Raw genomic sequence first — 25261 nt, 5'->3', positions numbered from 1 at the left:
GTGGGCAGAACCCCATAAGCGCTTCCTATGATGTAACTCAAGTCCTTGATCGTAATTGCGCACTAGGGTAAACCCTATGTTGGGGTTTACCCCTAGTTCGATGCGATGGGGAGTCGCGCCGGACCAGTCCAGATAATTCCGCCAGGAGACATCAATGCGTGCAAACGCACCCAGGTTGCAGCTAGTCGCCCCGTTGTCGGGCTTGATTGTTCCGATCGAAAGCGTGCCGGACCCCGTTTTTGCCCAGAAGATGGTGGGCGACGGGATTTCGATCGACCCCACTTCCAACGAATTGCTCGCGCCGGTGGCCGGCACGATCACGCAGTTGCACGCCGCCGGCCATGCGCTGACGATCCGCTCGGTTGAAGGCATCGAGGTGCTGCTGCACATCGGTCTCGACACCGTGATGCTGAAAGGCGAAGGCTTTTCGCCGCAGGTTCGCGAAGGCGATCAGGTCGCCGCGGGCCAGTTGCTGATCCGTTTCGACGCCGATCTCGTCGGCCGCAAGGCGCGCAGCCTGCTGACGCAGATGGTGATTGCCAATGGCGATCTCGTGGCGCGTATGAAGCCCGCTACCGGCAAGGCCGAAGCAGGCAAGACCGAAGTGCTGACGCTCGACCTCGCGGGTGCAACGCCTTCTGTCGGCGCCGGTGCGATCGATATCGTCGCCCCGCTCTCCGGCATCCTGTTCCCGCTCGACAAGGTGCCGGACCCGGTCTTCGCGCAGAAGATGGTGGGCGACGGCATCTCGCTCGACCCGACCAGTCCGGAGTTGCTGTCCCCGGTCGCCGGCACCGTGACCAATCTGCATAGCGCCCACCATGCGCTGACGATCACCACGCCGGAAGGTCTGGAAGTGCTGGTGCACATTGGCATCGACACAGTCATGCTCAAGGGCGAAGGCTTTACACCCAAGGTCAAGCAGGGTGACACCGTGACCGTCGGCCAACCCCTGATCCGCTTCAACCCGGATCTGGTGGCGCGCAAGGCCGCCAGCCTGCTGACACAGATCATCATCGCCAATGGCGACAAGGTCGCCGCAATGCACGCCAAGAGCGGTGCAGTGGAAGCCGGTCGCGATGTGGTACTGAGTGTTGAATTGATCGGCGCGGCAAGCAGCGCTGCAGCCGTCGGCGGCAGCACAGAGACCGCTGGCCCGGTCAGCCTGCCGAATCCGTCCGGCCTGCATGCGCGCCCCGCAGCGGTGCTCGCTGCGGAGGCGAAGAAGTTCAAGTCCGACGTCCGCATCGCTCGCGGCAGCGATGAAGCGAACGCCAAATCGGTCGTCGCGATCATGGGGCTATCGACCCAGCAGGGCGACCAGATCGTCGTCAGGGCCACCGGCCCGGATGCACGCGACGCCGCGGCTGCGGTGGCCAAACTGATATCGGAAGGTTGTGGCGAGAAGGCTGGCGACGCGCCGGCAGCCGCCGCGCCAAAAGTTGCCGCGCCGACGCGCGCGACGCCGACCGATGCAGACGAACTCGGCGGCGTATCCGCCTCGCCCGGCCTTGCCGTTGGCCGCATCGTGCAATACCGCCAGCAGGTCATCGACGTGGCCGAAAAGGGCGAATCGCCGCAACGCGAGCGCGCCCGTCTGGACGCCGCGCTGCACGAAGGCCGCACGGCCATCGAAGCGCTCAAGGCGAACCTCAGCGATCCGTCCAAGGCGCAGATCATGGACGCGCACATTGAATTGCTGGAAGACCCGGAGCTGGTCGACCTGGCCATCGAAGGCGTGTCCGCAGGCAAGAGCGCCGGCTTTGCCTGGCGCGAGGCCTTCACCCGCTACGCCGCGCAACTCGAGAAGCTCGACAACGCGCTGCTGCGCGAGCGCGCCAACGATATCCGCGACGTTGGGCGCCGCGTGCTGGCCACGCTGGCTGGCGTTACGCAAGCGAAGATCGATGTGCCTGCCGGCTCGATTCTGATTGCCGAGGAACTGACGCCCTCCGACACCGCACAACTCGACCGCTCTAAGGTACTGGGGTTCTGCACTACCACGGGCGGCGCTACGAGCCACGTCGCGATCCTTGCCCGTTCGCTGGGCATCCCGGCTGTCTGCGGCATCGACGAAGCAGTGCTGGCGCTGGCTGATGGCACGCAGGTCGTGCTGGACGGTTCGCGTGGCACGCTGCGCAAGAACCCGACGGAAGCTCAGCTCGCCGATGCGCAGGATCGCATGGCCCGCCAGGCCGCCAAGCGCGAAGCCGAGCAAGCCGCTGCGCACAAGGCGGCCCATACCGCCGACGGCGTACGCATCGAAGTCGTCGCCAACGTGCGCAACGCGAAGGACGCGCAGGAAGGTGTGGCGAACGGCGCGGAAGGCGTGGGTCTGTTGCGCTCGGAGTTCCTCTTCGACGACCGCGACACCGCACCGGACGAAGAAGAACAAGCCGCCGCCTACATGGCGGTCGCGGAAGCACTCGGCACCGAGCGACCGCTGGTGGTGCGTACGCTCGACGTCGGCGGCGACAAGCCCCTGCCCTACCTGCCGCTGCCGAAGGAGGAGAACCCCTTCCTCGGCCTGCGCGGTGTGCGTGTGAGCCTTGAGCGCCCGGACATGTTCCGCACCCAGCTTCGCGCGATCCTGCGTACGGCACCGCTCGCACAGCTGCACATCATGTTCCCGATGATCGCGACGCTCGAAGAACTGCGCGAAGCCAAAGCCATCCTCGCCGAGGAGCAAGCGGCCACCGGCCATACCAACGTGAAGGTCGGCGTGATGATCGAAGTGCCGTCGGCCGCCGTGATGGCTGAGCAGTTCGCCCGCGAAGCCGACTTCTTCTCGATCGGCACCAACGACCTGACCCAGTACACGCTGGCGATGGACCGCGGCCATCCGAAGCTCGCGAAGAAGGCCGACGGCCTGCACCCCTCAGTGCTGCGCATGATCGCGCTGACCTGCGAAGGCGCGAAGAAGCACGGCAAGTGGGTCGGCGTGTGCGGCGGCATGGCATCGGATCCGATGGCCGTCCCGGTGCTGATCGGCCTCGGTGTTGAAGAACTCTCCGCGTCGGTCCCCGCCATCGCAGCGGTCAAGGCCACCGTGGCGCGCGTGACGATGGCCGAATGCCAGGCGCTCGCGCAGGAAGTGTTGTCGCTGGGTACGGCCGCAGAAGTGCGTGCCCGGCTTGCCAAGTTCGCTGATTAAACCAAGTCCCCTTGAGGAGTCATAAAACCATGTTTGCAAATGCCTTCGCTGGCCTGCAGAAAATCGGCAAAGCGCTGATGCTGCCTGTGGCCGTCCTGCCTGTGGCGGGCCTGCTGCTCGGTCTCGGTGCGACCGATTTCCACACCACCAACACCGTCTTCCTCGCGATTCTGTCGCTGATGAAGAATGCGGGCGACGTCATCTTCGGCAACCTGCCGTTGATCTTCGCCATCGGCGTCGCATTGGGCTTTACCGAGAACGACGGCGTTGCAGCGATTGCCGCCACCATCGGCTACCTCGTCATGACCGTCACGCTGGGCGTCATGGCGGGCCTGATGGGCATCAAGCCGGATACGATCATGGGCCTGCCCTCGATCCAGACCGGCGTGTTCGGCGGCATCCTCGCCGGCGGCCTGGCGGCTTATATGTTCAACCGCTACTTCCGCATCGCACTGCCGGCTTACCTCGGCTTCTTCGCCGGCAAGCGCTTCGTGCCAATCGTCACCGCGATTGCCGCGATTGCCTTGGGCGCCTTGCTCTCCTTCGTATGGCCCCCGATCGGTGGCGCCATCAAGACCTTCTCGCACTGGGCCGCCGTCAGCGATCCGCGTACTGCCGCAACGGTCTATGGTTTCGTTGAGCGTCTGCTGATCCCGTTCGGCCTGCACCACATCTGGAACGTGCCGTTCTTCTTCGAAATGGGCAGCTTCCTCGACCCGAGCACCGGCAAGATGGTGAGCGGCGACATCAACCGCTTCTTCGCGGGTGACCCGACCGCAGGCGTGCTGGCTGGTGCCTTCTTCTTCAAGATGTTCGGTCTGCCGGCTGCCGCAATCGCGATCTGGCATACCGCCAAGCCGGAGAACAAGCTGGCCGTGGGCGGCATGATGGTTTCGGCCGCACTGACCTCGTTCCTGACCGGTATCACCGAGCCGATCGAATTCGCCTTCCTGTTCGTTGCACCGGTGCTGTACTTCATCCACGCGCTGCTCGCCGCTTCGTGCCAGTTCGTGGCGAACACGCTCAGCATGCACATGGGCTTCACCTTCTCGCAGGGCGGCATCGACTTCCTGATGTTCAACCTGATCGGCAACAAGTCGCAGGGTGCGTGGTACGTCTTCATCCTCGGCCCGATCTACGCCGCGATCTACTACTCGGTGTTCCGCTTCGTCATCGTCAAGTTCAACCTGAAGACGCCGGGTCGTGAAGACGCCGCCGAAGAAGGCGCCACGCAAGCCATGGGCGAAGGCAAGGGCGGCAAGGCGCGTGACCTCGTGATCGCTTTCGGCGGCCGCGCCAACATCAAGAGCCTGGACGCTTGCATCACCCGTCTGCGTATCGCCGTGGCCGACCCGTCGCGTGTCGATCAGGCCCGCCTGAAGGCGCTCGGGGCATCGGGCGTCGTGGTTGTCGGCAACGGCATCCAGGCCATCTTTGGCCCGCTGTCTGAAAACATGAAGGGCGACATGGAGGACTACCTGAAGTCCACCGGCGCCGAGGCTGATCTTGCGGCTCCGGTTGCAACCGTCGCCACCGCCGCCGCAGCGCCGGCTGGTGCCAACGCCCAGCAGAAGGCTCGTGCCGAGAAAATCCGCGCAGCCCTTGGCGGCGCAGCAAACGTGAAGGCGCTCGAAGCGCTAGCTGCGACGCGCCTGCGGGTCGAGCTCGCCGACGCAGGCAAGGTGGATGCTGCTGCGCTGAAGAACGCCGGCGTGCAGGCCACGATGCCGGTCGAAGGTGGCGCCATGCACCTGATCGTCGGCCTCGAAGCGGACGCGCTGGCCGCTGCGCTGCGCTGATTCAAAGTTTCCTTTGTAGTATTGAGGGCGCCTCCGGGCGCCCTTTTTCATTTGATCATGCGGTCAACTATCCGACGACTTTGTCTATCGGCTGTGTCATTCGCTGCTGAAATGGTCGCAAACTAAGCGCTGGCCGCAGTGAAGCTTCGCGTTGCTCCAGCGTGCAATTCGGACTCAATGACCTTTCGCCACGCGTCCGAAATCGCAGCGATGCTGCAATGCTGAGAAACATGCTTTCGGCCCGCCGCTATATGGTTTGCGCGCATGGCGCGATTTGCGAGGTACTCGGCAAACCCTTCGTCGAAACCGTTGAACCAGCCCATGCCGGAAAATGGTTGATAGCTCGGAATCGGATCCGCAGCGACAGCCAAGCCTTCGTTCAATGCCGTCGCGACCCGGTTGCTGCTCTTGCATCGCGTGAACGGGTTATCGCGCACAGGTATAAGGGCTACATCGTGCAGGCGCAAGACTGGCAAGAACGTCGTGCGGTCCCAAGCAACGTAACGGGTCGGGAATCGCCAACCGCTGAACTCTGCCGAGAACTTCCGTGGATGGTTGCTAATAACGGTTAATGAAATTGGGCGCCTCGAATGAGTCCGCTCAAGTCGGCCTCGGAGCGCGGACAGATCCGTCATGCCTCCTTCGGCAAAGCTGACTCCATGATTACCAAACCAAACCAGCGGCAGATGGCCGCGCAGACGCCAGCAACTGATCCAAGCGGCATGCTCAATCAGGCGCATCTTGGCCGGAATACGCATCGGATTGAGGTGTCGCCTTGCCCACGACTCGCCCGGCATAAGATCACGGGCGCATTCGACAGCATCGCCAACCACTGAGATATCTTGCGTGAAGCCCTGCGCCCGCGTGACCTCCGCGAGCGCATCGGTCGCACACACCAAGTGATCCGCCATAGACAGTAGACGTCTTAGACGTTCAATCTGTCGTGACCAAGCCGGATCGTTGTTCGGATTGAAGAACTGGTTATCGCAGTTGTCGACCACGATACGAATTCCGCGCTGCTTCAAGCGGCCGATCTGCGCAAGAAAGTCCTCCGGAGTCAGGCTGTTCTGCGCGGTATCGAAAACCGACCAAGCCTGAACGATGACGCTCACGTAGGTACTCTCGCGCGCAGCATCGTAAAGTTCCACCTTGACACCATCGCGTATCAGGCGATTCAAAGGAGTCAGGCAGCGCATACGAACACCGGCTTTCAGGAGATATCGTGATTGCGGCCACCAAGCTACGGTCATTGGGAGAAGCTCATTCAGGATCCAGATATTCGAGTAGCGAAACGCAGCTAGTGTGCTCGCCAAGCCCATTCTCGTGCTGTGCTGAAGACCACGCCGCACGCCAATCAGAGCGTTTGAATCGAAGGTTCGCCCGACGGATTGGGACCATGACACAAAGGCACCACTTACCCCCACGAGCTGAATTTTGGTTCGCCGACGACGAGAACCCGAATGCCCCAACGCGATAGAGGTCTTCATATCCAGACACGCCTGGACGCCCAGATCCGCTTCATCCTCGAAATTGATCGGCTCAAGAGTGTGTTACGGCAAAGCTGGCTGCTGAACGAAGAACGCCGGGAGAACTCGGCGGAGCACAGCTGGCATGTCGCGATGATGGCGCTTGTACTGGCCGAACACGCCAACGCGCCGGTCGATGCCACCCGCGCGGCAATGATGCTGATGCTGCACGACATCGTGGAGATCGATGCGGGCGATACGTTCGCCTACGACACCGCAGCGCACGCGGACAAGGAAGCCCGAGAACGCGCTGCTGCCGATCGGCTGTTTGGCTTGCTACCGCAAGACACGGGCGCCCAATTGCGCGCGCTGTGGGACGAGTTCGAGGCCGCAGAAACGATCGACGCTCGTTTCGCCAATGCGCTGGATCGCCTGATGCCGATGCTGCACAACCTGCACACCCAGGGTCGCGCGTGGCAGGCGAATGGTGTGACGGCCGACAAGGTGCTCGCGCGTAACCACGTCATCGCAGACGGATCGTCACGCCTCTGGGACTACGCTCGCGGTGTCATCGACGAAGCCGTTGGCAAGGGCTATCTCGCCCGCGCAAAAGACCGCAGCACCGAGTAAGCCCGATACGGGCTGCTCGCCACAATGAGTTGCTTTACGGCCCCCCGCGCGGGCCAATGCGGACTGCGACCGCAGCGCGTCAGGCGCGCTCGCCCGGCTGAGCTTCAAGCTCGCGAACAACCAAACGCGCGAGATCGCGAAAGAGGACAAGATCCTCGGGCTCGAGGCGGCGCGGCTTACGGTCGATCAGACACAGCGTTCCGACGCGAAAGCCTGAGCTCAAACGTAACGGCATCCCGGCGTAGAAGCGGATCTTGGGCTCCCCGGTTACCAGGGGATTGTCGGCAAACCGAGGGTCTTCCAGCGCATCGGGCACGACGAGCGGATCATCCTGGAGGATCGCGTGGCCGCAGAATGAAATGTCGCGCCCGGTTTCACACGCATCCAAGCCCTGCCTGGACTTGAACCACTGGCGGTCCGCGTCAATCAGGCTGACCAGTGCAATCGGCACACGAAAGGCCGTAGCGCAGAAAGCCGTGATCGAATCGAAACGTTCCTCTGGCTCGGTATCAAGTACCAACAAATCGCGCAGCGCTTGAAGTCGCTGCGCCTCGTCGGGCGGTGTGGCGGGTCGCTGCATGAAAACCCCAGACTCATCAGGGGCCGCAAGCGGCAGCCCCTCGCATGCATGGGTTAACGGAAAGAACGCCAGCGCCCTTGAGCCCTGGCGTGGCGCCCCGCGATCGCCGTATCGGGCGCTCGCGCCGCGGTCGGACCCTTCCCGCTCGCGGCGGCCAGCCCAACAACTTAGCGTTGTGCCACTGGGCCGGTACCGGTCCCCCACCCGCCGCCAAGCGCCTTGAAGAAGGCAACCGAAGCGTTCAACCGCGCTTCGCGAGCCTGGATGAAGGCGATCTGCGCATCGTTGCTCGAACGCTGGGCATCCAGCAATTCCAGGAACGCGGCGGACCCGGCCTCGTAACGTGCGCGGGAGATTCGTTCAGCGTTCGCGGCGGCCTTCATCTGGGCTTCACGCGCCTGTTCAGTGACCGCCGTCTGACGCAGGCTCACGAGCGCGTCGAGCACTTCGCGGTAGGCCGTCTGGGCGGTTTTGCGGTACTGCTCCAGGGCCTCTTTCTGCACTGCGGTCGCCTGATCCAGCTTACCCAGGCGGTAGCCAGCATCGAACACCGGCAGGTTGACGATTGCCGTAGCGGTCCACAGGCTCGCGCTCGACTTGAACAGGTTGGAGAGGTCCGCGCTCTCGCCGCCGAAGAAGCCTGTCAGCGAAATGCTCGGAAAGAGCGCCGCCTTGGCGACGCCGATCTGCGCGTTGTACGAGATCAAGGACTGCTCTGCCTGACGCACGTCTGGCCGCCGGTCGAGGAGATCGGCCGGAAGGCCGGACGGTGGCACGGGCGGCATCGGCAAGGTGCGCAGGTCGTCGCGCGGCGCGATTTCGAGCTCTGGCGCGCCGACGAGCAGCGCCAACTGGTGCAACTGCAACTCACGCTGCTGCGTCAGCACCGACACCTGAGCTTCCAGCGCAGCGCGTGCGCTTTCTGCCTGTTGCACGTCCAGCGCCGAGACCTTGCCGGCCTCGTAGCGATGCTGCGCAATGGCGACGGCCGCTTCGCGGGTCTTCAGGCTGGCGCGGCTACTGGCAAGTTGGGTATCAAGGCTGCGCAGGCTGACGTAGCCACTGGTGACGCTGCCGGCAAGCGTGAGCCGCACCGTGTCGCGATAGAGCCGGCTGCCGCTGGCTTGGGCAATCGCCGCCTCACGAGCACGGCGAAACTTGCCCCAGAAGTCGAGCTCATACGCCACCATCAGGCCGTTGAGCTTGAAGTCGTTATACGGCCGCGGAGTCAGTTTGTTGGCAGTCCAGGTGGCGCGGCTGGGCGAGATACGCGAAGCATTTCCGTTGAGGTCGATCTCCGGAAAGAATGCGGCACCCGCCTGCTGCATCACGGCGTCGGTCTGCTCGATGCGCGCGAGCGCAATCCGGATATCGGCGGAATCCTTCAACGCGCGCTCAACCAATCCATTGAGCTCCGCGTCACCAAACGCCTGCCACCAGCCATCGGCCAGCGTGGCTGCGTCGTTGGCGGCACCCGCTGGCGCGCTTGCGAACTGCTCCGGCAGCACAGCCTGCGGACGTTGGTAGTCAGGGCCGACGGCGCAGCCAGTCAGGCTCAACAGCGCCGCTGCAATCAGGGTCATCCGGGCGCTCATGCGTTGTCTCCGGCATTGCGGGCGACCACCTTGTGGCGGGCAGTCAGCCAGATGAAGAAAAGCGGTACGAACAGCGTGGCGATGAAGGTGGCTGCGATCATGCCGCCGAACACGCCAGTACCCATCGAACGGCGTGCCGCCGCGCCCGCACCGGTGGCGAAGACAAGCGGCACCATGCCGAGCACGAAGGCGAGCGAGGTCATCACGATCGGCCGGAAACGCAGCCGGGCCGCTTCGAGTGCGGCATCGATGGCGTTCATGCCGGCTTCCATCTGCTGCGAGGCAAACTCGACGATCAGAATCGCGTTCTTCGCCGCGAGGCCCACCAGTACGACGAGACCAATCTGGAAGTAGATGTCGTTCGGGAAGCCGCGCACCAGAATTGCGACCAGCGCACCAAGCATCGCGAACGGAATCGCCATCACCACGCCGAGCGGCAACGACCAGCGCTCGAACTGCGCAGCGAGAATCAGGAAGACCATGATCAGGCCGAAGGCGAAGGCCGCGATCGACGTCGAGCCGGTACGCTTCTCCTGATAGGCCTGCCCGGTCCAGGCAAGCTGGTAGCCCTCTGGCAACACCTTGGCCGCAGTGGCCTCGACGATGCGAATCGCTTCGCCCGAACTCACGCCCGGTGCGCCGTTGCCGAGCACCTTGGCGGCGAGGTAGCCGTTGAAGCGATCGAGCGTCTCAGCGCCAGTCATCCGCGTGGTGCGCGTCAGGGCTGAGAGCGGAATCATGTTGCCGTTGCTCGCACGCACCCAGGCGCGGCCCACGTCTTCCGGCTTCATGCGGTAAGGCGCATCGGCCTGCATCTGTACCCGGTAGGTACGACCGAACTTGTTGAAGTCGTTCACGTAGTAGGTGCCGATCGTGCTCTGCAGCGCGACAAACACATCCCCCACCGGCACGCCCAGTGCGAGCGCTTTGTCTTCATCCACTTCCACATGCAGTTGCGGCGAAGTCGGGCGGAAGAAGGTGTTGATGCCGGTAAGCTGCTTGTTCTGCTTGAGCGCCTCGACGAAAGCCCCCATCACCTCCTGCAGCCGCTTCGGGTCATCGGACCCGCGGCTCTGCACGTAGGCCTCGAAGCCCCCCGCCGCGCCGAGGCCACGGATCGCCGGTGGGTTGAAGGCGATGGCCATGCCGTCCTTCTGCATCATGCCGGCGCCGAACACGGTCTTGACGATGTCGTCGGTCGTTGCAGTACGGTCGTCCCAAGGCTTCAGGCGCACGAACACGGTCGCGGTATTGCTCTTGTTGCCGCCGCCGATCAGGTCGAAACCGTTCACGACAAACACATGCTCAACCGCCGGGTGCTTTTGCAGCGTCTGGCGCAGAGCCTCGCCGGTCTTTGCGGTGCGTTCAAGCGACGCGCCATCGGGCAGGATCACCGAACCGAACACATAGCCCTGATCCTCCGGCGGCACGAAACTGCCGGGGATACGGGCGAGCAGCAGCCCGGCGATCACGATCACCGCGAGATAACCAGCCACCGATGCCACACGATGCCGCAGCGTGAACGACACGGTGTCGGTGTAGCTGCGCGTGAAGCGTGCGAAGAAGTGGTTGAAGCCGGCGAAGAAACCACGCGTTTCCTCATGCATGGGCTTGAGCAGCAGTGCGCACAGCGCAGGCGTGAGGGTCAGCGCGACCAGGCCCGAAATAACGACCGACACCGCAACGGTGACCGCAAACTGCTTGTAGAGCTGGCCCGCGATGCCGCCGAGGAAGGCCACCGGCACGAACACCGAACACAGCACCAGCACAATCGCGACGACCGCGCTGGCCACCTCGCGCATCGCTTCCGCCGCCGCCTCGCGGGGCGAGAGCCCCTTCTCGATCATCAAACGCTCAACGTTCTCCAGCACCACGATCGCATCGTCCACGACGATGCCGATCGCCAGCACCATCGCGAACAAGGTCAGCGTGTTGATCGAGAAGTTGAAGATCCACAAGCCGGCAAAGGCACCGATCAGCGATACCGGCACCGCCAGCATCGGAATCAGCGTCGCGCGCCAGCTCTGCAGAAACACGAAGACCACCACGATCACCAGCAAGCTCGCTTCAAGCAAGGTCATCACGACTTCGTGAATCGATGCCTGCACGAACACCGTGGTGTCGTACGGAATCATGTACGCGACGCCCTTGGGCAGCGTCTTCTCGAACTCCGACATCCTGGCCTTCACGGCATTGCCCACATCCAGCGCGTTGGCGCCGGTCTGCAGGAAGATCGCCATACCGATCGACGGATTGCCGTCGAGCGTCGTAAAGGCGTCGTAGTTCTGCGCGGCAAGTTCCACCCGCGCGACGTCCTTCAGGCGCAGGTAGCCGTCAGGCCCACCGGCGCGCAAGATGATGTTGCCGAACTGCGCGGGCTCAAGCAGACGGCCGCGCGCAGTGACCGTGTAGGCCAGTTGCTGACCGGGCACCGCGGGTGCAGCGCCGATCTTGCCCGCCGAGTACTGCGCGTTCTGCGCAGCAAGTGCGGCGGCGATATCGGCAGTGGTGACACCCAGTTGCGCCATGCGATCCGGCTTGAGCCACACGCGCATCGAATAGTCCTGCGCGCCGAAGATCGTGACGCTGCCGACACCTGGCGTGCGCTTGAGCTCATCAACAATGTTCAGCGACGCATAGTTCGACAGGAACAGCGCGTCGCGTGACTTGTCGGGCGACACCAGCGAAGCGACCAACAGGATCTCGGTGGAGCTCTTCTGCACGATCACGCCGTTGCGGCGTACGTCGTCGGGCAGACGCGGCAGCACCGCGTTGACCTTGTTGTTGGTGTTGATCGTGGCGTAATCCGGGTTGGCGCCGACCTCGAAGGTCGCGGTGATCGTTAGCGAACCGCTCGAACTTGCACTCGACGTGTAGTAGACGAGCCCCTCGACCCCGTTGAGCTGCTCCTCGATCGGCGCCGCCACGGTGCGCGCGAGCGTTTCGGCCGATGCGCCCGGGTAGGAGGCGATGATCTGCACGGTTGGCGGTGTGATCGCCGGATACTGCGAAATCGGCAGCGCGCGCGCCGCCACGATGCCCGCGATGACGATGATCAACGAAATCACCGTCGCGAAGATGGGCCTTCGAATGAAGAACTGAGCAAACATCGATCAGCCCCTCAAGCTTGCTTCTTGCCGGCAGCAGCACCGGGCGCGCCGGGTGGCATGGCGCCCGGCGGCATCGGCTTTACCGGCATGCCGGGTCGCAGCTTGATCAGGTTATCCACGATCACCTGGTCGCCCGCTTTCAGGCCGCCGGTGATGATCCAGTCCTTGCCGTCCCAGTTGCCGACTTGCACTGGCCGCGGCGCCACCTTGTCGCCCTCACCCACCGTCATCACGATAAAACCCTGGTCGGTTTGCACCACTGCCGACTGCGGCACGCGGAACACGCCCTCGCGGGTGCCGACCTGCAACTTCACGCGAACGAACTGGCCCGGCAGCACCGCAGCATCGGGGTTGGGGAATGCGGCACGCAGCGAGCGGGTGCCGAGCTTCGGATCGATCTGTGTCGCGGCGAAGTCGAGCGCGCCTTTGGCTCCATAGGTGGAGCCATCCGGCAACACGATCTGCACCGCCTGCACCTTGCGCGGATCGAAGTGGCCGCCGGGGAAGTTCGCCTGATCAGCATCGGAAAGCGCAAAGCGAACCTTGATCGGATCGAGCTGAACCACCGTCGTCAGGCTGTCGCCCACCGCCACCAGATTACCTTCCGACTTCAACGCCCGCCCGCTGATACCCGCCACCGGCGCCGGCACTGCGGCATAGCCAAGGCTGAGCTCCGCCGTGCGCAGGCTCGCCTGGGCCGCTTGCTGCTGCGCCCGGGCGGTGGCTTCCGCGGTTACGGCGTCATCCAGTTCCTTCCGCGCCACCGCATCCTGCGTGGACAGGCCGCGCGTGCGGGCCAACTCACGTGTGGCCTGCTCCAACTTGTTCGCTGCGTCGCTGGCCTGGGCGCGCGCGCTCGAGAGCGCCGCCTCAAGCGGCGCGCGATCGATTTCGAACAGTGACTGTCCGGCCCGCACCGCGTTGCCTTCCTCATAGCCACGCTTGACCAGCACACCACCAACGCGGGCCCGCACCTCGACTTCGCGCGCGCCTTCGGTCTGGCCAACCGCCTCGACCCACACCGGCGCACTGGTCGCTTCCACCGCGATGGCACCAACCGGCATCGGTCCGGATGGCGGGCCCCCGGCCTGATCCTTGGCGGTGCAGGCGGCCAATGCCAGCACCAGAGAAATCGCGGAAATTGCGGGTACAAAAGTGCCGCGGATGTGCGGCGGGATCATGCGACGGACGGACATCCGGAGCTCCTCGAGGGGTTTTGTGCTTCAGGCCGCGCCACATGGGCCGAGCGGTAGACTCAGCCTAGCGGCTCTGGTGCGGCGCTGCCGGCCCTTTTGCGGCGTAACGCATGGGCCAATCTAGGAAAGCCGAATTTATACATTCACGGATGTATAATTACAAGCAATCGCTCTGGTGGGATATACATGGCACGCAGGACCAAGGAAGACATGCAACAGACGCGGCGCGACATCATCGACGCCGCACGCAATGTGTTTTCCGAACGCGGTGTCAGTCGCACATCGCTGGAGCAGATCGCATCAGCCGCTGGGGTCACCCGCGGCGCGGTCTACTGGCATTTCGAGAACAAGGCCCAACTCTTCGTTGCGCTGCGTGACGACGTCGCGATGCCGCTGATGGATGTGCTCGAGGCTGCGCTGCAGGTTGATTCCGGCTCCGATCCGCTCGGTGCGATCGAATGCTTCCTGATGGCCTATGTGGAGCGCCTTGAATCGGATCTGACGACGCGTCAGACCTTCGAAGTGCTGATCAACAAGTGCGAGTACACCGGCGAGCTTGGGGATGCGCTGAAATGCGTGATGCGCCGCTCGCACGACCTGAGCGAACGGCTCCGCGTCGCATATCAGAAAGCAGCCGAAAAGGGCGGCCTGCGCGCCAGTCTGGACCCGCACGCCATGGCGCGCGACACCTATGCCTTCCTGTTCGGCCTGGTTCGCCTCTGGATCGTCGATCGCGAGGACAACGAGTTCCGCACCGCCGCCCGCGACATGATCCGCACGCACATCGCGCTGCGCCGGACCTAGCCTCTCCGCGGCGCGCCATACCGGCGCCGAGCCCCCCGCCAGCGGTTCGTTGCTGATCGCGCACGCCCCAGCAACACGCGTTTCCGAACTCAAAGCACAGCGGACCGTGCAGTGCTGGGCAAGCCGCTCACACAAGCACATTGTCGCGCCCGTGACAATTGATACCGCTCAACGTTCCGGTTCAGCAAGGGCATAGCCTTGATTGATCAGATTTCTCAGCCGACCGGACATTTCCAAATGAAAACGCTCCTCAAGCATTCCCTGGTTGCGGCATCTTTATTGATATCTCTTGACGCCAGCGCCGAACGATTCCTGGTTGCCCAAAAGGTCGAACAAGGGCCGGTTCTCGAAAAACTGGCTGCAGACCCGGCATGGTCGGCGGCAAAGCCGGTCACGATTCATATGCATAGCGGATCGGGCTTCGCGGACGGCAAGACCACCGCAAACATCAAGGCCGTCTATACGGCCGATACGCTCTACCTGATGTTCAGCTACGACGATCCAACTCAGTCCTATCGCTACAGCCCTTACCAGAAGCAGAGCGATGGCTCGTGGAAGCGGCTGACCGACCCCAACGACAAGGGTGGTGACAACAACCGTTTCTATGAAGACAAGTGGGCGATCTTCTGGAATATCGATGACTCCTCGATCCGCGGCTTCAAGAAACGCGGCTGCTACGCCGCCTGCCACGACGAGGTCACAACCAAGCCATACGGCAACAAGTACACCAAGAACTCGGGCGAAATTGGCGACATCTGGCAGATGCGCAGCGTCCGCGGCGGCGTATCGCTCGGCCAGCCGGACAACCAGTATGTCGACAGCACCCGCTACGACAAGGACAAAGCGCCGGACTCGGGTCGCAAGTCCGACGCCAGCACCGGCGGCGGCTACAACGAAGTCAAGCTGGTGAACGGCAAGCCGGAGTTCATGAACAAGGACGGCAAGGCGGCCAATAAAGGCGGTACCTACTGGATCAAGCTGGAAGACCGCGTGCCGTTCGACGATTCGAAGTTCGTTGCAGGTGACGAGGTCGCTTCCGTGTTGGTGAGCAAGTTCACCGGCGATCGCGGCAACCTGGCCGGTGCGGGCGCATGGGCGGACGGGAAATGGACCTATGTCGTCGCGCGCAAGCTGACCACCGCCTCACCCTACGACGTTCAGTTCAAAGACCTCGACGCCGCTTACTACTTCGGCTTTGCGGCCTTCGACAATTCTCAAGTGCGGCACGCGATCCACAAAGGGCCGGTGATCCTGAGGTTTGCAAAATAAGCTGCTGCTAGCCGACGCCAGCAGCAAAGACTTCGTGGCAGGGCGGCGTGCGATGAGCGCCCCGCCCTGCGGCCAGCGCTGGCGGCTGCGGCAAACGCATCGCGCGGGCCACTGCGGCGACATTTTTCCGGCCTGTCACCGCTTGCCTGCCCCCAACCAACCGGCAGTACCCAAGGCGCTGCCGCGCCGGTCGCTCATTGCGACAGCAATCGCTCCAACGCTTCGATGCGATGCCGACGTGGCGTGGTGATGGCGTAGAAGCGCTCCTGCAACTGCGTCGATTGGCCGACCGTCACCAGCGCCCCGGCCCGCAGTTCGTCCTGCACCACAACCTCGGGCAGAACCGTGAGCCATCCGCTATCGCGCGCGATCAGGCGCAGCATGGCCATGTCGTCCACCTCCGCGCGCAAGCGTGGCCGCACATCGGCCGACGCACAGAGCGCATCGAACTGGGCGCGCAACGCATGCCTTGGCCCCGGCAGCGCGATATCGAGACCGTCGAGGTCTTCCGGTATCCGCAACGTGCGACCTTTCCAGATGCTGGCGGGCCCCACGAGCGAGATCGACTGGCTGCCAAGAAAGCGGCAATGCAGCGGCCGGTCGGCATCCGAGGGCACCGTCTCGTTCGCCAGTACCACATCGAGTTGATGCTGGAGCAAGCGGGTCAGCAGGCCTTCCAGCACGCCCGATTCAAGCGTCAGCACCATGCCAGGATCGGCCAGCGCCGGGCGAATCCAGTTCTCCTGATAGTTGCGCGACAGGGTGGCGACGCTGCCCACCCGTAGCCGCGTCAAGCCCTCGCTGCGCCCGTCGAGGCGCCCCAGCATTTCCTGCCCGAGGCCGAAGATGTCTTCGGCGTATGAAAGCACCAGCTGCCCGGTGTCGGTGAGCTGCAGCCGCCGCCCTTGGCGCGTAAACAGGGGCTCGCCGAGTCGATCCTCAAATTGGCGGATCTGTGCCGACAGCGCCGATTGCGACGTGTGAAGCTCGGCCGCAGCGCGCGTGAGATGCCCAAGCCTTGCGACCCGCCAGAAGTAAAACAGGTGGTGGAAGTTCAGCAGTTCCAGCTTCATTGTTCTGTTTTTGCGATTGTTTCGTTCGAATCATTGTAATTTACAGAACAACTACCGCAACGCAAGATCCGGACAGTTTTCGAATCAAGAAAAGCTGCCATGGAACTGCTCCCGAGTGTTTTGACCTTCAGCCTTCTGCTGCCAGTCGCCCTGATGGTGATCGGCGTGCTGCTGCCGTTCCTGCCCAAGGTTCAGCAGGCTCGACAGTGGCAAGGCTTCCTCGCGCTATCGCTGGGTGCCTTGCTCGCCGCGGCGATCGGACTCGTGCTGCGCGGCAATTCGGCCGCCGGCGCGGCCACATTCATCTCGCCCTGGTTGGCGGCCCCCGTGTTGGGCGGCTGGCTGGCGGTGTTGGTGCAATTGCTCGGCACCCTGATCGGCGCCTTTTCGTCGCGCTACCTGCAGGGTGAGGCGGGCCAACAGCGCTACCTTGCGGCGCTCGCCGGCGTGCTGGCCGCGGTGCATCTGCTGCTGCTCGCGGACCACTGGCTCGTGCTGATCGCGGCGTGGGCGCTGGTCGGCGTGGCGCTGCAGCACCTGCTGTGCTTCTACCCCGATCGCCCGTTCGCCCAACTCGCAGCCTTCAAGAAACGGCTCGCCGATCGCCTCGCCGATGCGCTGCTGATCGCCGCCGCGGCACTGGCGTGGTGGGCCGTGGGCAGCGGCTCGCTCTCGGCGCTCTGGACACATCTCGCGCAGGATGGTGCCTCGGCTGCACTGCAGTTCAGCGCGGTGTGCCTGGTGCTCGCCGTGGTGCTCCGTGCCGCGCTGCTGCCGGTTCATGGCTGGCTGATCCAGGTGATGGAGGCGCCGACACCGGTATCCGCCCTGCTCCACGCCGGCGTTGTAAACCTCGGCGGCTATGTGCTGATCCGCTTCTCGCCGCTGTTGGAGCACGCCCCCGCCGCACGCTGGTTGCTGGTGGCCTTTGGCCTCGGTACGGCGATCCTCGCCGGCCTGGTCATGCTCACCCGGATCAGCATCAAGGTTCGACTCGCCTGGTCCACCGTGGCGCAGATGGGCTTCATGGTGCTCGAATGCGGGCTCGGTCTCTACACGCTCGCGGCGCTGCATCTGATCGGCCACTCGCTGTACAAGGCGCACACCTTCCTGTCGGCCTCGACGGCAGTGCAACACACACGGATCCAGGCGCTGCACGATGCACGCACGCCCACGCCGTTGAGCCTGCTGCTCGCGCCAGTACTGGCTGCCACGGGCGTGTTCGCGGTACTCGCACTGTTCCGCGATGCCGCCTGGCCGTGGTGGTGGAGCCTCCTTCTGGCCCTTGCCTGGGCACCCTTGCTGTGGCTGCCTCAAGCAAGCGACCAAACCCTTCGTCAGACCCTGCGCCACTACGCAGCCGGCGTTGTGATGGTGGTTGGCCTTACCGCGCTGGCGATGCTGGCCCACGCGATCCCGCTGGGGACAATCGATCGCCCCGATACCGCGACGGGTGTTATTGCCTTGCTCGGCATGGTCTGCCTGCATGGCTGGCTGGTGGCACTTCAACTCCGGCCGGCGGCACTCGCGCGCAGCCGGCGCTGGAGCTACGCCGGCCTCTACCTCGACGAGTCCTACTCCCGACTCGCCCTGTGGCTCTGGCCAACGCGCTGGGCACCCGCGTCACATGAGCGCCACAGCAGCCGCAGCAACGGCGCCGTTGGCGCCAAGGCCTGACCCCACACCCCTCGCAGGAGATCAACATGGATACGCTGCAACTTACTGAACAGGCACGGCCGAACGGTCTCGCGAACAACCTTGCGGGCGCGCGGGCTGAAACCGGATCAGCGCAGAACGATCTACTCATCAACGAGCAGATCGAATCCGCCTGCGCGCAAGCCTGTCGTGCGATTGCGCCCGCCTGGCCGCTGGATCGGGCGATCGCGGTGAATCCGCATTGGTCGCGCATCGGTATGCCGCTGCGCCGCGTGGCCGCCCGCATGGCGGTGCTCGGCGATATCCGGGTGTTTCCGTCGCGCGAATCGCAGCGGCAAGCCTGGGAGGAAGGCCGCATTACCCGCGCGGATCTCGACTACGCGCTGTCGAATCTGCCTGAAGCGGCCGGCATGCTCAGCGCGCAACAGTGCATCGAGGCGCTGCAAAGCGACTGGACGCCCGCCCGGCTGCCGCTCCTGATCGACACCCTCGACAACGATCCGGCACGGCACACGCGGCTCTCTTGGCGTCAGGCCATCACGCACCAGGTCAGCCAGACCTGCGCCGCCTACTTCGACGCCCACCAGGCCGACTGGCAGCCGAGTCGCGATCAGGGGCTGTACGCCTTCTGGCGCGACACCCTGCAGCACGACCACGGCATCGGCCTGCTGATGGGGCTGCCCGACCTGGGCCGCCGGCTCGACGTGCTGCCCGCCACGCGGCTGGACGCCGAACGCTGGGCGCTGCGCCAGCTCGGCCTGCCGGAATCCGTCTGGGCCGACTATCTGGAAGCGGTGCTGCTGACGGTAAACGGCTGGGCCTCCTGGTGCGCCTACCAGGGCTGGCAAGCCGGCCTGAAGGGGCGTGACGACCCGAACCTGCGCGATCTGCTCGCGATCCGGCTCGCTTGGGGCGCCGTGCTGCTCGACTGCAAGGACGACGCCAGCACGCGGCTCGCCTTCGCTGCGCTGCAGGCGTCGTGGCACCGCGCCGCGGCGTTGCTCGACGAAAGCGAAGCGGGCTTGCTGGCCGACGAAGTCTGGCAACTCGCGCTCGAAGCCGGCTACCAGCGCCAACTGGCCCACAAACTCACCGCCACGACGAGCAAGACGCCTGCCAAGCAGAAGATCGAAGTACAGGCCGCCTTCTGTATCGATGTGCGCAGCGAACCGATGCGCCGCGCCCTCGAAGCAGTCTGGCCTGCCGTGCAGACGATCGGCTTCGCCGGCTTTTTCGGGCTACCGGTCGCATACACCCCGCTGGCCAGCGCCGCCCGCCGGCCCCAACTCCCCGGCCTGCTCGCTCCGGCGATGGAAGTCACCGATCGGATCTACGCCACCCCCGGCGAGACGGGCCAGCCCGATGAGGCCGCCGAGGCCGCCGCCGCGAGTGGCCGGCGCGCGCGCCTTGGCCTCGCCGCGCAGTGGCAAGCGGCCAGTCGGTGGCCGGGCGCAGCCTTCTCGTTTGTCGAAGCGGCCGGTGCCGGTTACCTCGGCAAGCTCGGGCAATGGCTGCGGCCCTCGGCACAGGCCCGGCAGCGCGATGATCTGGCCGGCCTGCCGCACCGCTATCGCGCCGTCTGCAGACCCCAGCTCAACGCGCTGGATGTCGACACGAAGGTAGCGCTCGCGGCCCGCGTACTGCACGCGATGGGGCTCGAACACGGTCTTGCGCCCCTGGTGCTGCTGGTCGGGCACGGCAGTCAGTCGACCAACAACGCGCATGCTGCCGCGCTCGATTGCGGTGCCTGCTGCGGGCAGACCGGCGAGGTCAACGCGCGCAGCCTGGTGCTGCTGCTCAACGAGAAATCGGTGCGGGCCGGCTTGCTGGCGCGCGGCATTGCGATTCCCGCGGAGACGCGCTTCGTCGCCGCGCTGCACAACACCACCACCGACGAGATCGAGGGCTTCGACCTCGATCTTCTGCCCGCCGACGCCCGCGCACGCTGGGATCAACTGCAAGTGGTCTTCTCGCAAGCGTCTGACCTGGTACGCCGCGAGCGTGCGCCGAGGCTCGGGCTCGATCCGACAACACCGCAGGATGAACTGCTGACCCAACTGCGCCGGCGCGCCAACGACGGCGCCCAGACACGGCCGGAATGGGGCCTCGCGGGCAACGCCGCGTTCGTCATCGCGCCGCGGCACCGTACCCGTGGCATCGTGCTGGACGGCCGCAGCTTCCTGCACGACTACGACGCCAAGCAGGATGCCGACGGCAGCGTGCTGGAACTGCTGATGACCGCACCGATGCTGGTAACGCATTGGATCAACTGGCAGTACCACGCCTCCACCTGCGATCCGCAGCACCTGGGTAGCGGCAACAAAGTGCTGCACAACGTGGTCGGCGGATCGATCGGCGTATTCGAGGGCAACGGTGGCGATCTGAGAATCGGGCTCTCCCGCCAATCGCTGCACGACGGTGAGCGCTGGGTGCATGAGCCGCTTCGCCTGACCGTGCTGATCGATGCGCCGCAGGCGGCCATCGAGCAGGTCATCGCCAAGCACGCCGTCGTGCGCCAGCTGCTCGATAACGGCTGGCTGCATCTGTGGCACTTCGGCAACGACGCGCTGAAACGCTACACGCATGGGCAATGGCTCCCGCTCGGGCTGGAGGGGGCCTGATGTCGCACTACGCAGGGCAGCGCCTCGCCCTCCTCACCCAGCACGGCAAGGAAGCGGTCATCGCGCCGGTGCTGGAACCGGCGCTCGGCTGCAAGGTCGAGCGCATCAGCGGTTTCGATACCGACCAGCTCGGCACCTTCACGCGTGACACCCCACGCGAAGGTAGCCAGCTCGAGGCGGCGCGCAAGAAGGCACGAATCGGCATGTCGCTCTCCGGCTCGCAGATCGGGCTCGCCAGCGAAGGTAGCTTCGGGCCTGATCCCTTCACCGGCCTCTTCACCTGGAACACAGAGATGCTGGTGCTGATCGACGACCGGCTAGAGGTGGAAGTCGTCGGCATCGCCCAGGGGCCGGCACGATGCGGCACGCTACGCACCGCCGAATGGTCGGCACTTGAAGCCTTCGCGACGAAGCAAGACTTCCCCGCCCACCAGCTCGTGCTACGCCCGCAGCATCAAGACGACCCGCGGCATCACAAAGGCATCGCCGACTGGCCGACCCTCAAGCGCCACTTTGACGCGTGCAAGGCCAAGGCGAGCAACGGGCAAGTGTTTGCAGAGACCGATCTGCGCGCGTTCGCGAACCCGAGCCGGATGCAACAGATCGGCAAGGCCGCCGAGGACTTGTTGCGCCGCCTGCAGTCGCTGTGCCCAGCCTGTGCAACGCCGGGCTACTGGGTCACCGCACAACAGGCCGGGCTGCCGTGCGCGGCATGTGGGCTGCCGACCAGCAGCTACCGCAGCGAAACCTGGCAATGCCTTCGCTGCACGCAAAGCGAAACACGACCGCGAACCGATCGCCAGTTCGCCGAGCCGCAGCACTGCGCCTTCTGTAACCCCTGAGGTCCGCCCACCCGCACGCACCGGACCGCCACAACTCGCGGCTCAACGGGCGCAGCAAGCGCCTGAGCCTGATCGACGACCGAACCTGCCGGTAGATGGCGGTGTCACACGCACTCCAACGTGACTCGCCCCTGCACACCCACATGAGCTACACCGTCGTCTGGTTCAAGCGTGACTTGCGGCTCGCCGACCATGCGCCGCTGGCCCACGCCGCCCGGCAAGGGCCGGTGCTGTGCCTGTATGTGCTGGAGCCCAGCCTGTGGGCGCAACCCGACTACGCCCTGCAGCACTACCTGTTCCTGCAGGAGAGCCTGCGCGACCTCGCCCGCGCGTTGCGCCACCGCGGCGCCGAACTGCAACTGGCGATCGGCGAAGTGCCCGAGGTACTCGCCCGGCTACACGCCGCCGCCCCGTTCCACACCCTGGTCTCGCATGAGGAGACCGGTAACGGCCACACCTTCGAACGCGACAAGGCCATCGCGCGCTGGAGCGTCGCCAGCGGCGTCGTCTGGCGCGAGTGGCCACAACACGGCGTGGTGAGGCGGCTGGGGACCCGCAACGTATGGCATGCGCACTGGCAGGCACACATGGAGGCGCCCTTGTTGCCCGAGCCCACACACATCGAAGGCCGGCTTCCGCCCTGGCCGACCGGGCGCTGGCCCGCAGGTGGCGCGTTTGGCCTCGCCGACGACGCCCCGCCACTGCGCCAGCACGGCGGTCGCAACGAGGGGCTCTCAGTGCTGCAGGCGTTTCTCGACGAGCGCAGCCGGCAGTACCGCGGCGGCATCTCCTCGCCCCTGGGCGCACCCACTGCCTGCTCGCGGCTCTCGCCCTACCTCGCGCTCGGCTGCTTGAGCATGCGCGAGGTGGTGCAGGCCACCCGCGCCCGCATCGGGGCCTTGCAGGGGCCGGAGGACGGCCGGCAGCGCCAGGGACTCGCGGCGTTTCTGAGCCGCCTGCACTGGCACTGCCACTTCATCCAGAAACTCGAATCCGAACCCGAACTCGAATTCCGCAACCTGCACCGTGGCTACGACGGGCTGCGCGAAGCGGAATGGAACGAGGCCCATTTCGCCGCGCTCACCACCGGCCGCACTGGCTGGCCGATGGTCGATGCCTGCGTGGCGATGCTGCGCGAGACCGGCTGGCTCAACTTCCGCATGCGCGCGATGCTGGTGTCGGTGGCCGCCTACCCGCTGTGGCTGCACTGGCGGCCGGTGGGCCTGTGGCTGGCGCGCCAGTTCATCGACTACGAGCCGGGCATCCACTGGAGCCAGATGCAGATGCAGGCGGGCACCACCGGCATCAACACCACGCGGGTGTACAACCCGGTCAAGCAGGCACGCGATCACGATCCGCAAGGCCGCTTCGTGCGCCATTGGCTCCCGGCCATGCGCCGCGTGCCCGATGCGTGGCTGTTCGAACCCTGGCGTATGCCGGCCGATGTGCAGGCCCGCTGCGGCGTGCGGGTGGGCGAGAACATCCCTGCCCCGGTGGTCGATCTGGAATCCGCCACCCGAGCCGCCAAGGCCCGTGTGCACGCGCTGCGAGCGCGTGCAGAGGTTCGCGAAGCGAAGGCGGCGATCGTCGAGAAACACGGCTCGCGCCTACGCCGAGCTGCACCGCGCAAGCCCGCGGCCCGCAACCCAGCACGCCAGCAGGAACTGGATTTCTGACCGATGCGCAAGAAGCACGATCTGCCGCAGAAGACCTGCCAGCACTGCGGCCTGCCCTTCAGCTGGCGCAGGAAATGGGCTCGCGACTGGGAAACGGTGAAGTTCTGTTCGGACCGCTGTCGCCGCGCACGCCACAACGAAAGTGCCAGGGCATGAGCGCACCGGCCCAGACCCTGCGGCTGATCCTGGGCGACCAGCTCAACCCTCGCCACAGCTGGTTTGCACAGCGCGACCCTGGCGTGGTGCATGTGCTGATGGAGGTGCGGCAGGAAACCGACTATGTGCAGCACCACGCGCAGAAGATCCTCGCGATCTTCGCCGCGATGCGCGACTTCGCGCGCCAGTTGCGCGAAGCCGGCCACCGGGTGCGCTACATCGCGCTGGACGACCCGAGCAACCGCCAGTCGATCCCCGACAACCTCGCCGCCCTGATGCGGCACTACGGCGCGAGCGGCCTCGAATGGCAGGCCCCCGACGAATGGCGGCTCGATACCCAGCTGCGCGACTGGGCAGCCGCGCAGCCCTTCGAGACCTGCGCGGTCGACAGCGAGCATTTCCTCGCCCCGCGGGACGCCGTGGCACAGCACTTCCGTGGTCGCAAGCAATGGCTGATGGAGCATTTCTACCGGGCGATGCGCCAACGGCACCGGGTGTTGCTCACGTCCACCGGCGAGCCGGAGGGCGGGCAATGGAACTTCGACGCCGAAAACCGTAAGCCTTGGCCCGGTACGCCGGCGCCACCGCCCGACACGCGCCCCAGCCACGACCACCGCGCGCTGTGGCAGATGATCGAGACCGCCGGCGTAGGCAGCTTCGGCGCGCCCCAGGCCGACTGTTTCCGCTGGCCGCTGAACCGCGACGAGGCGCTCGCCGGGCTCGAACACTTCATCGCGGAAGCGCTGCCCCACTTCGGCGAATTCGAGGATGCGATGAGCAGCCACAGCCCGCGCCTCTTTCACTCGCAGCTCTCCTTCGCGCTGAACGTGAAGATGCTGCATCCGCGCGAGGTGATCGACGCGGCCGAAGCTGCCTACCGCACCGGCCATGCGCCGCTCGCGGCGGTGGAGGGTTTCGTACGGCAGATACTCGGCTGGCGCGAGTACGTCCGCGGCTTCTACTGGGCCCACATGCCCGGCTACGAAGCGCAGAACGCCCTGGGCCACCAAACGCCGCTACCCGAATGGTTCTGGACCGGCCGCACCCGCATGCGCTGCCTGCAACGCGCAATCGGCCAGTCGCTCGACGATGCCTGGGCGCACCACATCCAGCGGCTGATGGTGATCGGCAACTTCGCGCTGCTCGCCGGGCTGGACCCGGCCGCCCTGCACCGCTGGTACCTCGGCATCTACATCGACGCCTTCGAGTGGGTGGAACTGCCCAACACCGTGGGCATGAGCCAGTTCGCCGACGGCGGCCGGCTCGCCACCAAACCCTATGTCAGCAGCGCCGCCTACATCGACCGCATGAGTGACTACTGCAAGGGTTGCCACTACGACAGGAAGGCGAAAATCGGGGAACGCGCCTGTCCGTTCAACGCGCTGTACTGGGACTTCTTTGCGCGGCATGAAGCCACGCTTGGCCACAACCCACGGCTTGGTATGGTTTATCGCCAACTGCGCAAGATGGCAGAGCCGCAGCTCGACGCCCTGCAGGCGCGTGCAAGTAGCTTGAAGAGGGGGCTGGATACGATCTGATCGCTGGCTGGATCGTGATCGCACTGAGCAGCGCTCAGCCTTGGCGCTGCTGGAGGCGAGAACCGGCCCCCTGCCGGCAAGGCAGTGCGAACGGTT

General features: G+C 65.0%; 17 protein-coding genes. 11 read left to right on the top strand and 6 right to left on the bottom strand.

Annotation, left to right across the window (positions count from 1 at the left end; genetic code table 11):
• Positions 1 to 154: 154 nt before the first annotated feature.
• Both ptsP and ptsG read left to right on the top strand, forming a co-directional pair.
• On the top strand, positions 155 to 3154 hold the full coding sequence (gene ptsP / locus HH302_RS03765) for a phosphoenolpyruvate--protein phosphotransferase (protein ID WP_253945984.1): 3000 nt from the start codon (positions 155 to 157) through the stop codon (positions 3152 to 3154).
• A gap of 29 nt (positions 3155 to 3183) precedes the next feature.
• Positions 3184 to 4953 carry a PTS glucose transporter subunit IIBC gene (ptsG, locus tag HH302_RS03760; protein ID WP_172198371.1) on the top strand — a complete coding sequence of 590 codons (1770 nt, stop codon included), beginning with the start codon at positions 3184 to 3186 and terminating at the stop codon, positions 4951 to 4953.
• Between the two features lie 122 nt (positions 4954 to 5075).
• Here the strand turns inward: ptsG and HH302_RS03755 are convergent, their stop codons facing one another.
• Entirely contained in the window at positions 5076 to 6203 is a 1128-nt protein-coding gene (locus HH302_RS03755) for a hypothetical protein (protein WP_172198368.1), read from the bottom strand.
• A 210-nt stretch (positions 6204 to 6413) separates the two neighbouring features.
• On the opposite strand from HH302_RS03755, the gene HH302_RS03750 reads away from it, so the two are divergent.
• Positions 6414 to 7049, top strand: coding sequence for an HD family hydrolase (locus HH302_RS03750; protein WP_172198365.1), 636 nt, complete (start codon positions 6414 to 6416; stop codon positions 7047 to 7049).
• 79 nt (positions 7050 to 7128) lie between these two features.
• Here the strand turns inward: HH302_RS03750 and HH302_RS03745 are convergent, their stop codons facing one another.
• The 4 genes from HH302_RS03745 to HH302_RS03730 form a co-directional block, all read right to left on the bottom strand.
• Positions 7129 to 7629, bottom strand: a complete 501-nt coding sequence (locus HH302_RS03745; RefSeq protein ID WP_172198363.1) for a GAF domain-containing protein — start codon at positions 7627 to 7629, stop codon at positions 7129 to 7131.
• Between the two features lie 167 nt (positions 7630 to 7796).
• A complete protein-coding gene (locus HH302_RS03740) occupies positions 7797 to 9224 on the bottom strand; it encodes an efflux transporter outer membrane subunit (protein WP_172198361.1) in 1428 nt (475 codons plus the stop codon).
• Positions 9221 to 12334 (bottom strand): efflux RND transporter permease subunit, encoded by a 3114-nt coding sequence (locus HH302_RS03735; protein WP_172198359.1) that lies wholly within the window; start codon positions 12332 to 12334, stop codon positions 9221 to 9223. Before HH302_RS03735 ends, HH302_RS03740 begins: the two co-directional genes overlap by 4 nt.
• A gap of 11 nt (positions 12335 to 12345) precedes the next feature.
• Complete coding sequence (locus HH302_RS03730) at positions 12346 to 13530, bottom strand: efflux RND transporter periplasmic adaptor subunit (protein ID WP_172198357.1); 1185 nt, start codon at positions 13528 to 13530, stop codon at positions 12346 to 12348.
• A gap of 186 nt (positions 13531 to 13716) precedes the next feature.
• Between HH302_RS03730 and HH302_RS03725 the strand changes: the two genes are divergently transcribed.
• Entirely contained in the window at positions 13717 to 14334 is a 618-nt protein-coding gene (locus HH302_RS03725) for a TetR family transcriptional regulator (protein WP_172198355.1), read from the top strand.
• 237 nt (positions 14335 to 14571) lie between these two features.
• On the top strand, positions 14572 to 15603 hold the full coding sequence (locus HH302_RS03720) for an ethylbenzene dehydrogenase-related protein (RefSeq protein WP_172198353.1): 1032 nt from the start codon (positions 14572 to 14574) through the stop codon (positions 15601 to 15603).
• A 194-nt stretch (positions 15604 to 15797) separates the two neighbouring features.
• Here the strand turns inward: HH302_RS03720 and HH302_RS03715 are convergent, their stop codons facing one another.
• On the bottom strand, positions 15798 to 16676 hold the full coding sequence (locus tag HH302_RS03715; RefSeq protein ID WP_172198351.1) for a LysR family transcriptional regulator: 879 nt from the start codon (positions 16674 to 16676) through the stop codon (positions 15798 to 15800).
• A gap of 99 nt (positions 16677 to 16775) precedes the next feature.
• Between HH302_RS03715 and HH302_RS03710 the strand changes: the two genes are divergently transcribed.
• The 6 genes from HH302_RS03710 (at position 16776) to HH302_RS03685 (ending at position 25165) form a co-directional block, all read left to right on the top strand.
• Positions 16776 to 18353, top strand: coding sequence for an NADH-quinone oxidoreductase subunit L (locus HH302_RS03710; protein ID WP_172198348.1), 1578 nt, complete (start codon positions 16776 to 16778; stop codon positions 18351 to 18353).
• 26 nt (positions 18354 to 18379) lie between these two features.
• Positions 18380 to 20953 (top strand): YbcC family protein, encoded by a 2574-nt coding sequence (locus tag HH302_RS03705; protein WP_172198345.1) that lies wholly within the window; start codon positions 18380 to 18382, stop codon positions 20951 to 20953.
• On the top strand, positions 20953 to 21795 hold the full coding sequence (locus tag HH302_RS03700; protein WP_172198343.1) for a DUF6671 family protein: 843 nt from the start codon (positions 20953 to 20955) through the stop codon (positions 21793 to 21795). The genes HH302_RS03705 and HH302_RS03700 overlap by 1 nt, the downstream gene beginning before the upstream one ends.
• A gap of 143 nt (positions 21796 to 21938) precedes the next feature.
• Complete coding sequence (locus HH302_RS03695; protein WP_172198341.1) at positions 21939 to 23471, top strand: cryptochrome/deoxyribodipyrimidine photo-lyase family protein; 1533 nt, start codon at positions 21939 to 21941, stop codon at positions 23469 to 23471.
• A 3-nt stretch (positions 23472 to 23474) separates the two neighbouring features.
• On the top strand, positions 23475 to 23627 hold the full coding sequence (locus tag HH302_RS03690) for a DUF2256 domain-containing protein (RefSeq protein ID WP_172198339.1): 153 nt from the start codon (positions 23475 to 23477) through the stop codon (positions 23625 to 23627).
• Complete coding sequence (locus tag HH302_RS03685; protein ID WP_172198337.1) at positions 23624 to 25165, top strand: cryptochrome/photolyase family protein; 1542 nt, start codon at positions 23624 to 23626, stop codon at positions 25163 to 25165. The genes HH302_RS03690 and HH302_RS03685 overlap by 4 nt, the downstream gene beginning before the upstream one ends.
• The last annotated feature ends 96 nt before the right edge of the window (positions 25166 to 25261 follow it).

The organism is Niveibacterium sp. COAC-50 (assembly GCF_013184235.1).
Lineage (GTDB): Bacteria > Pseudomonadota > Gammaproteobacteria > Burkholderiales > Rhodocyclaceae > Niveibacterium > Niveibacterium microcysteis.
The sequence above is the reverse complement of the archived record's forward strand: the minus strand, read 5'-3'. Positions and strand labels throughout refer to the sequence as shown.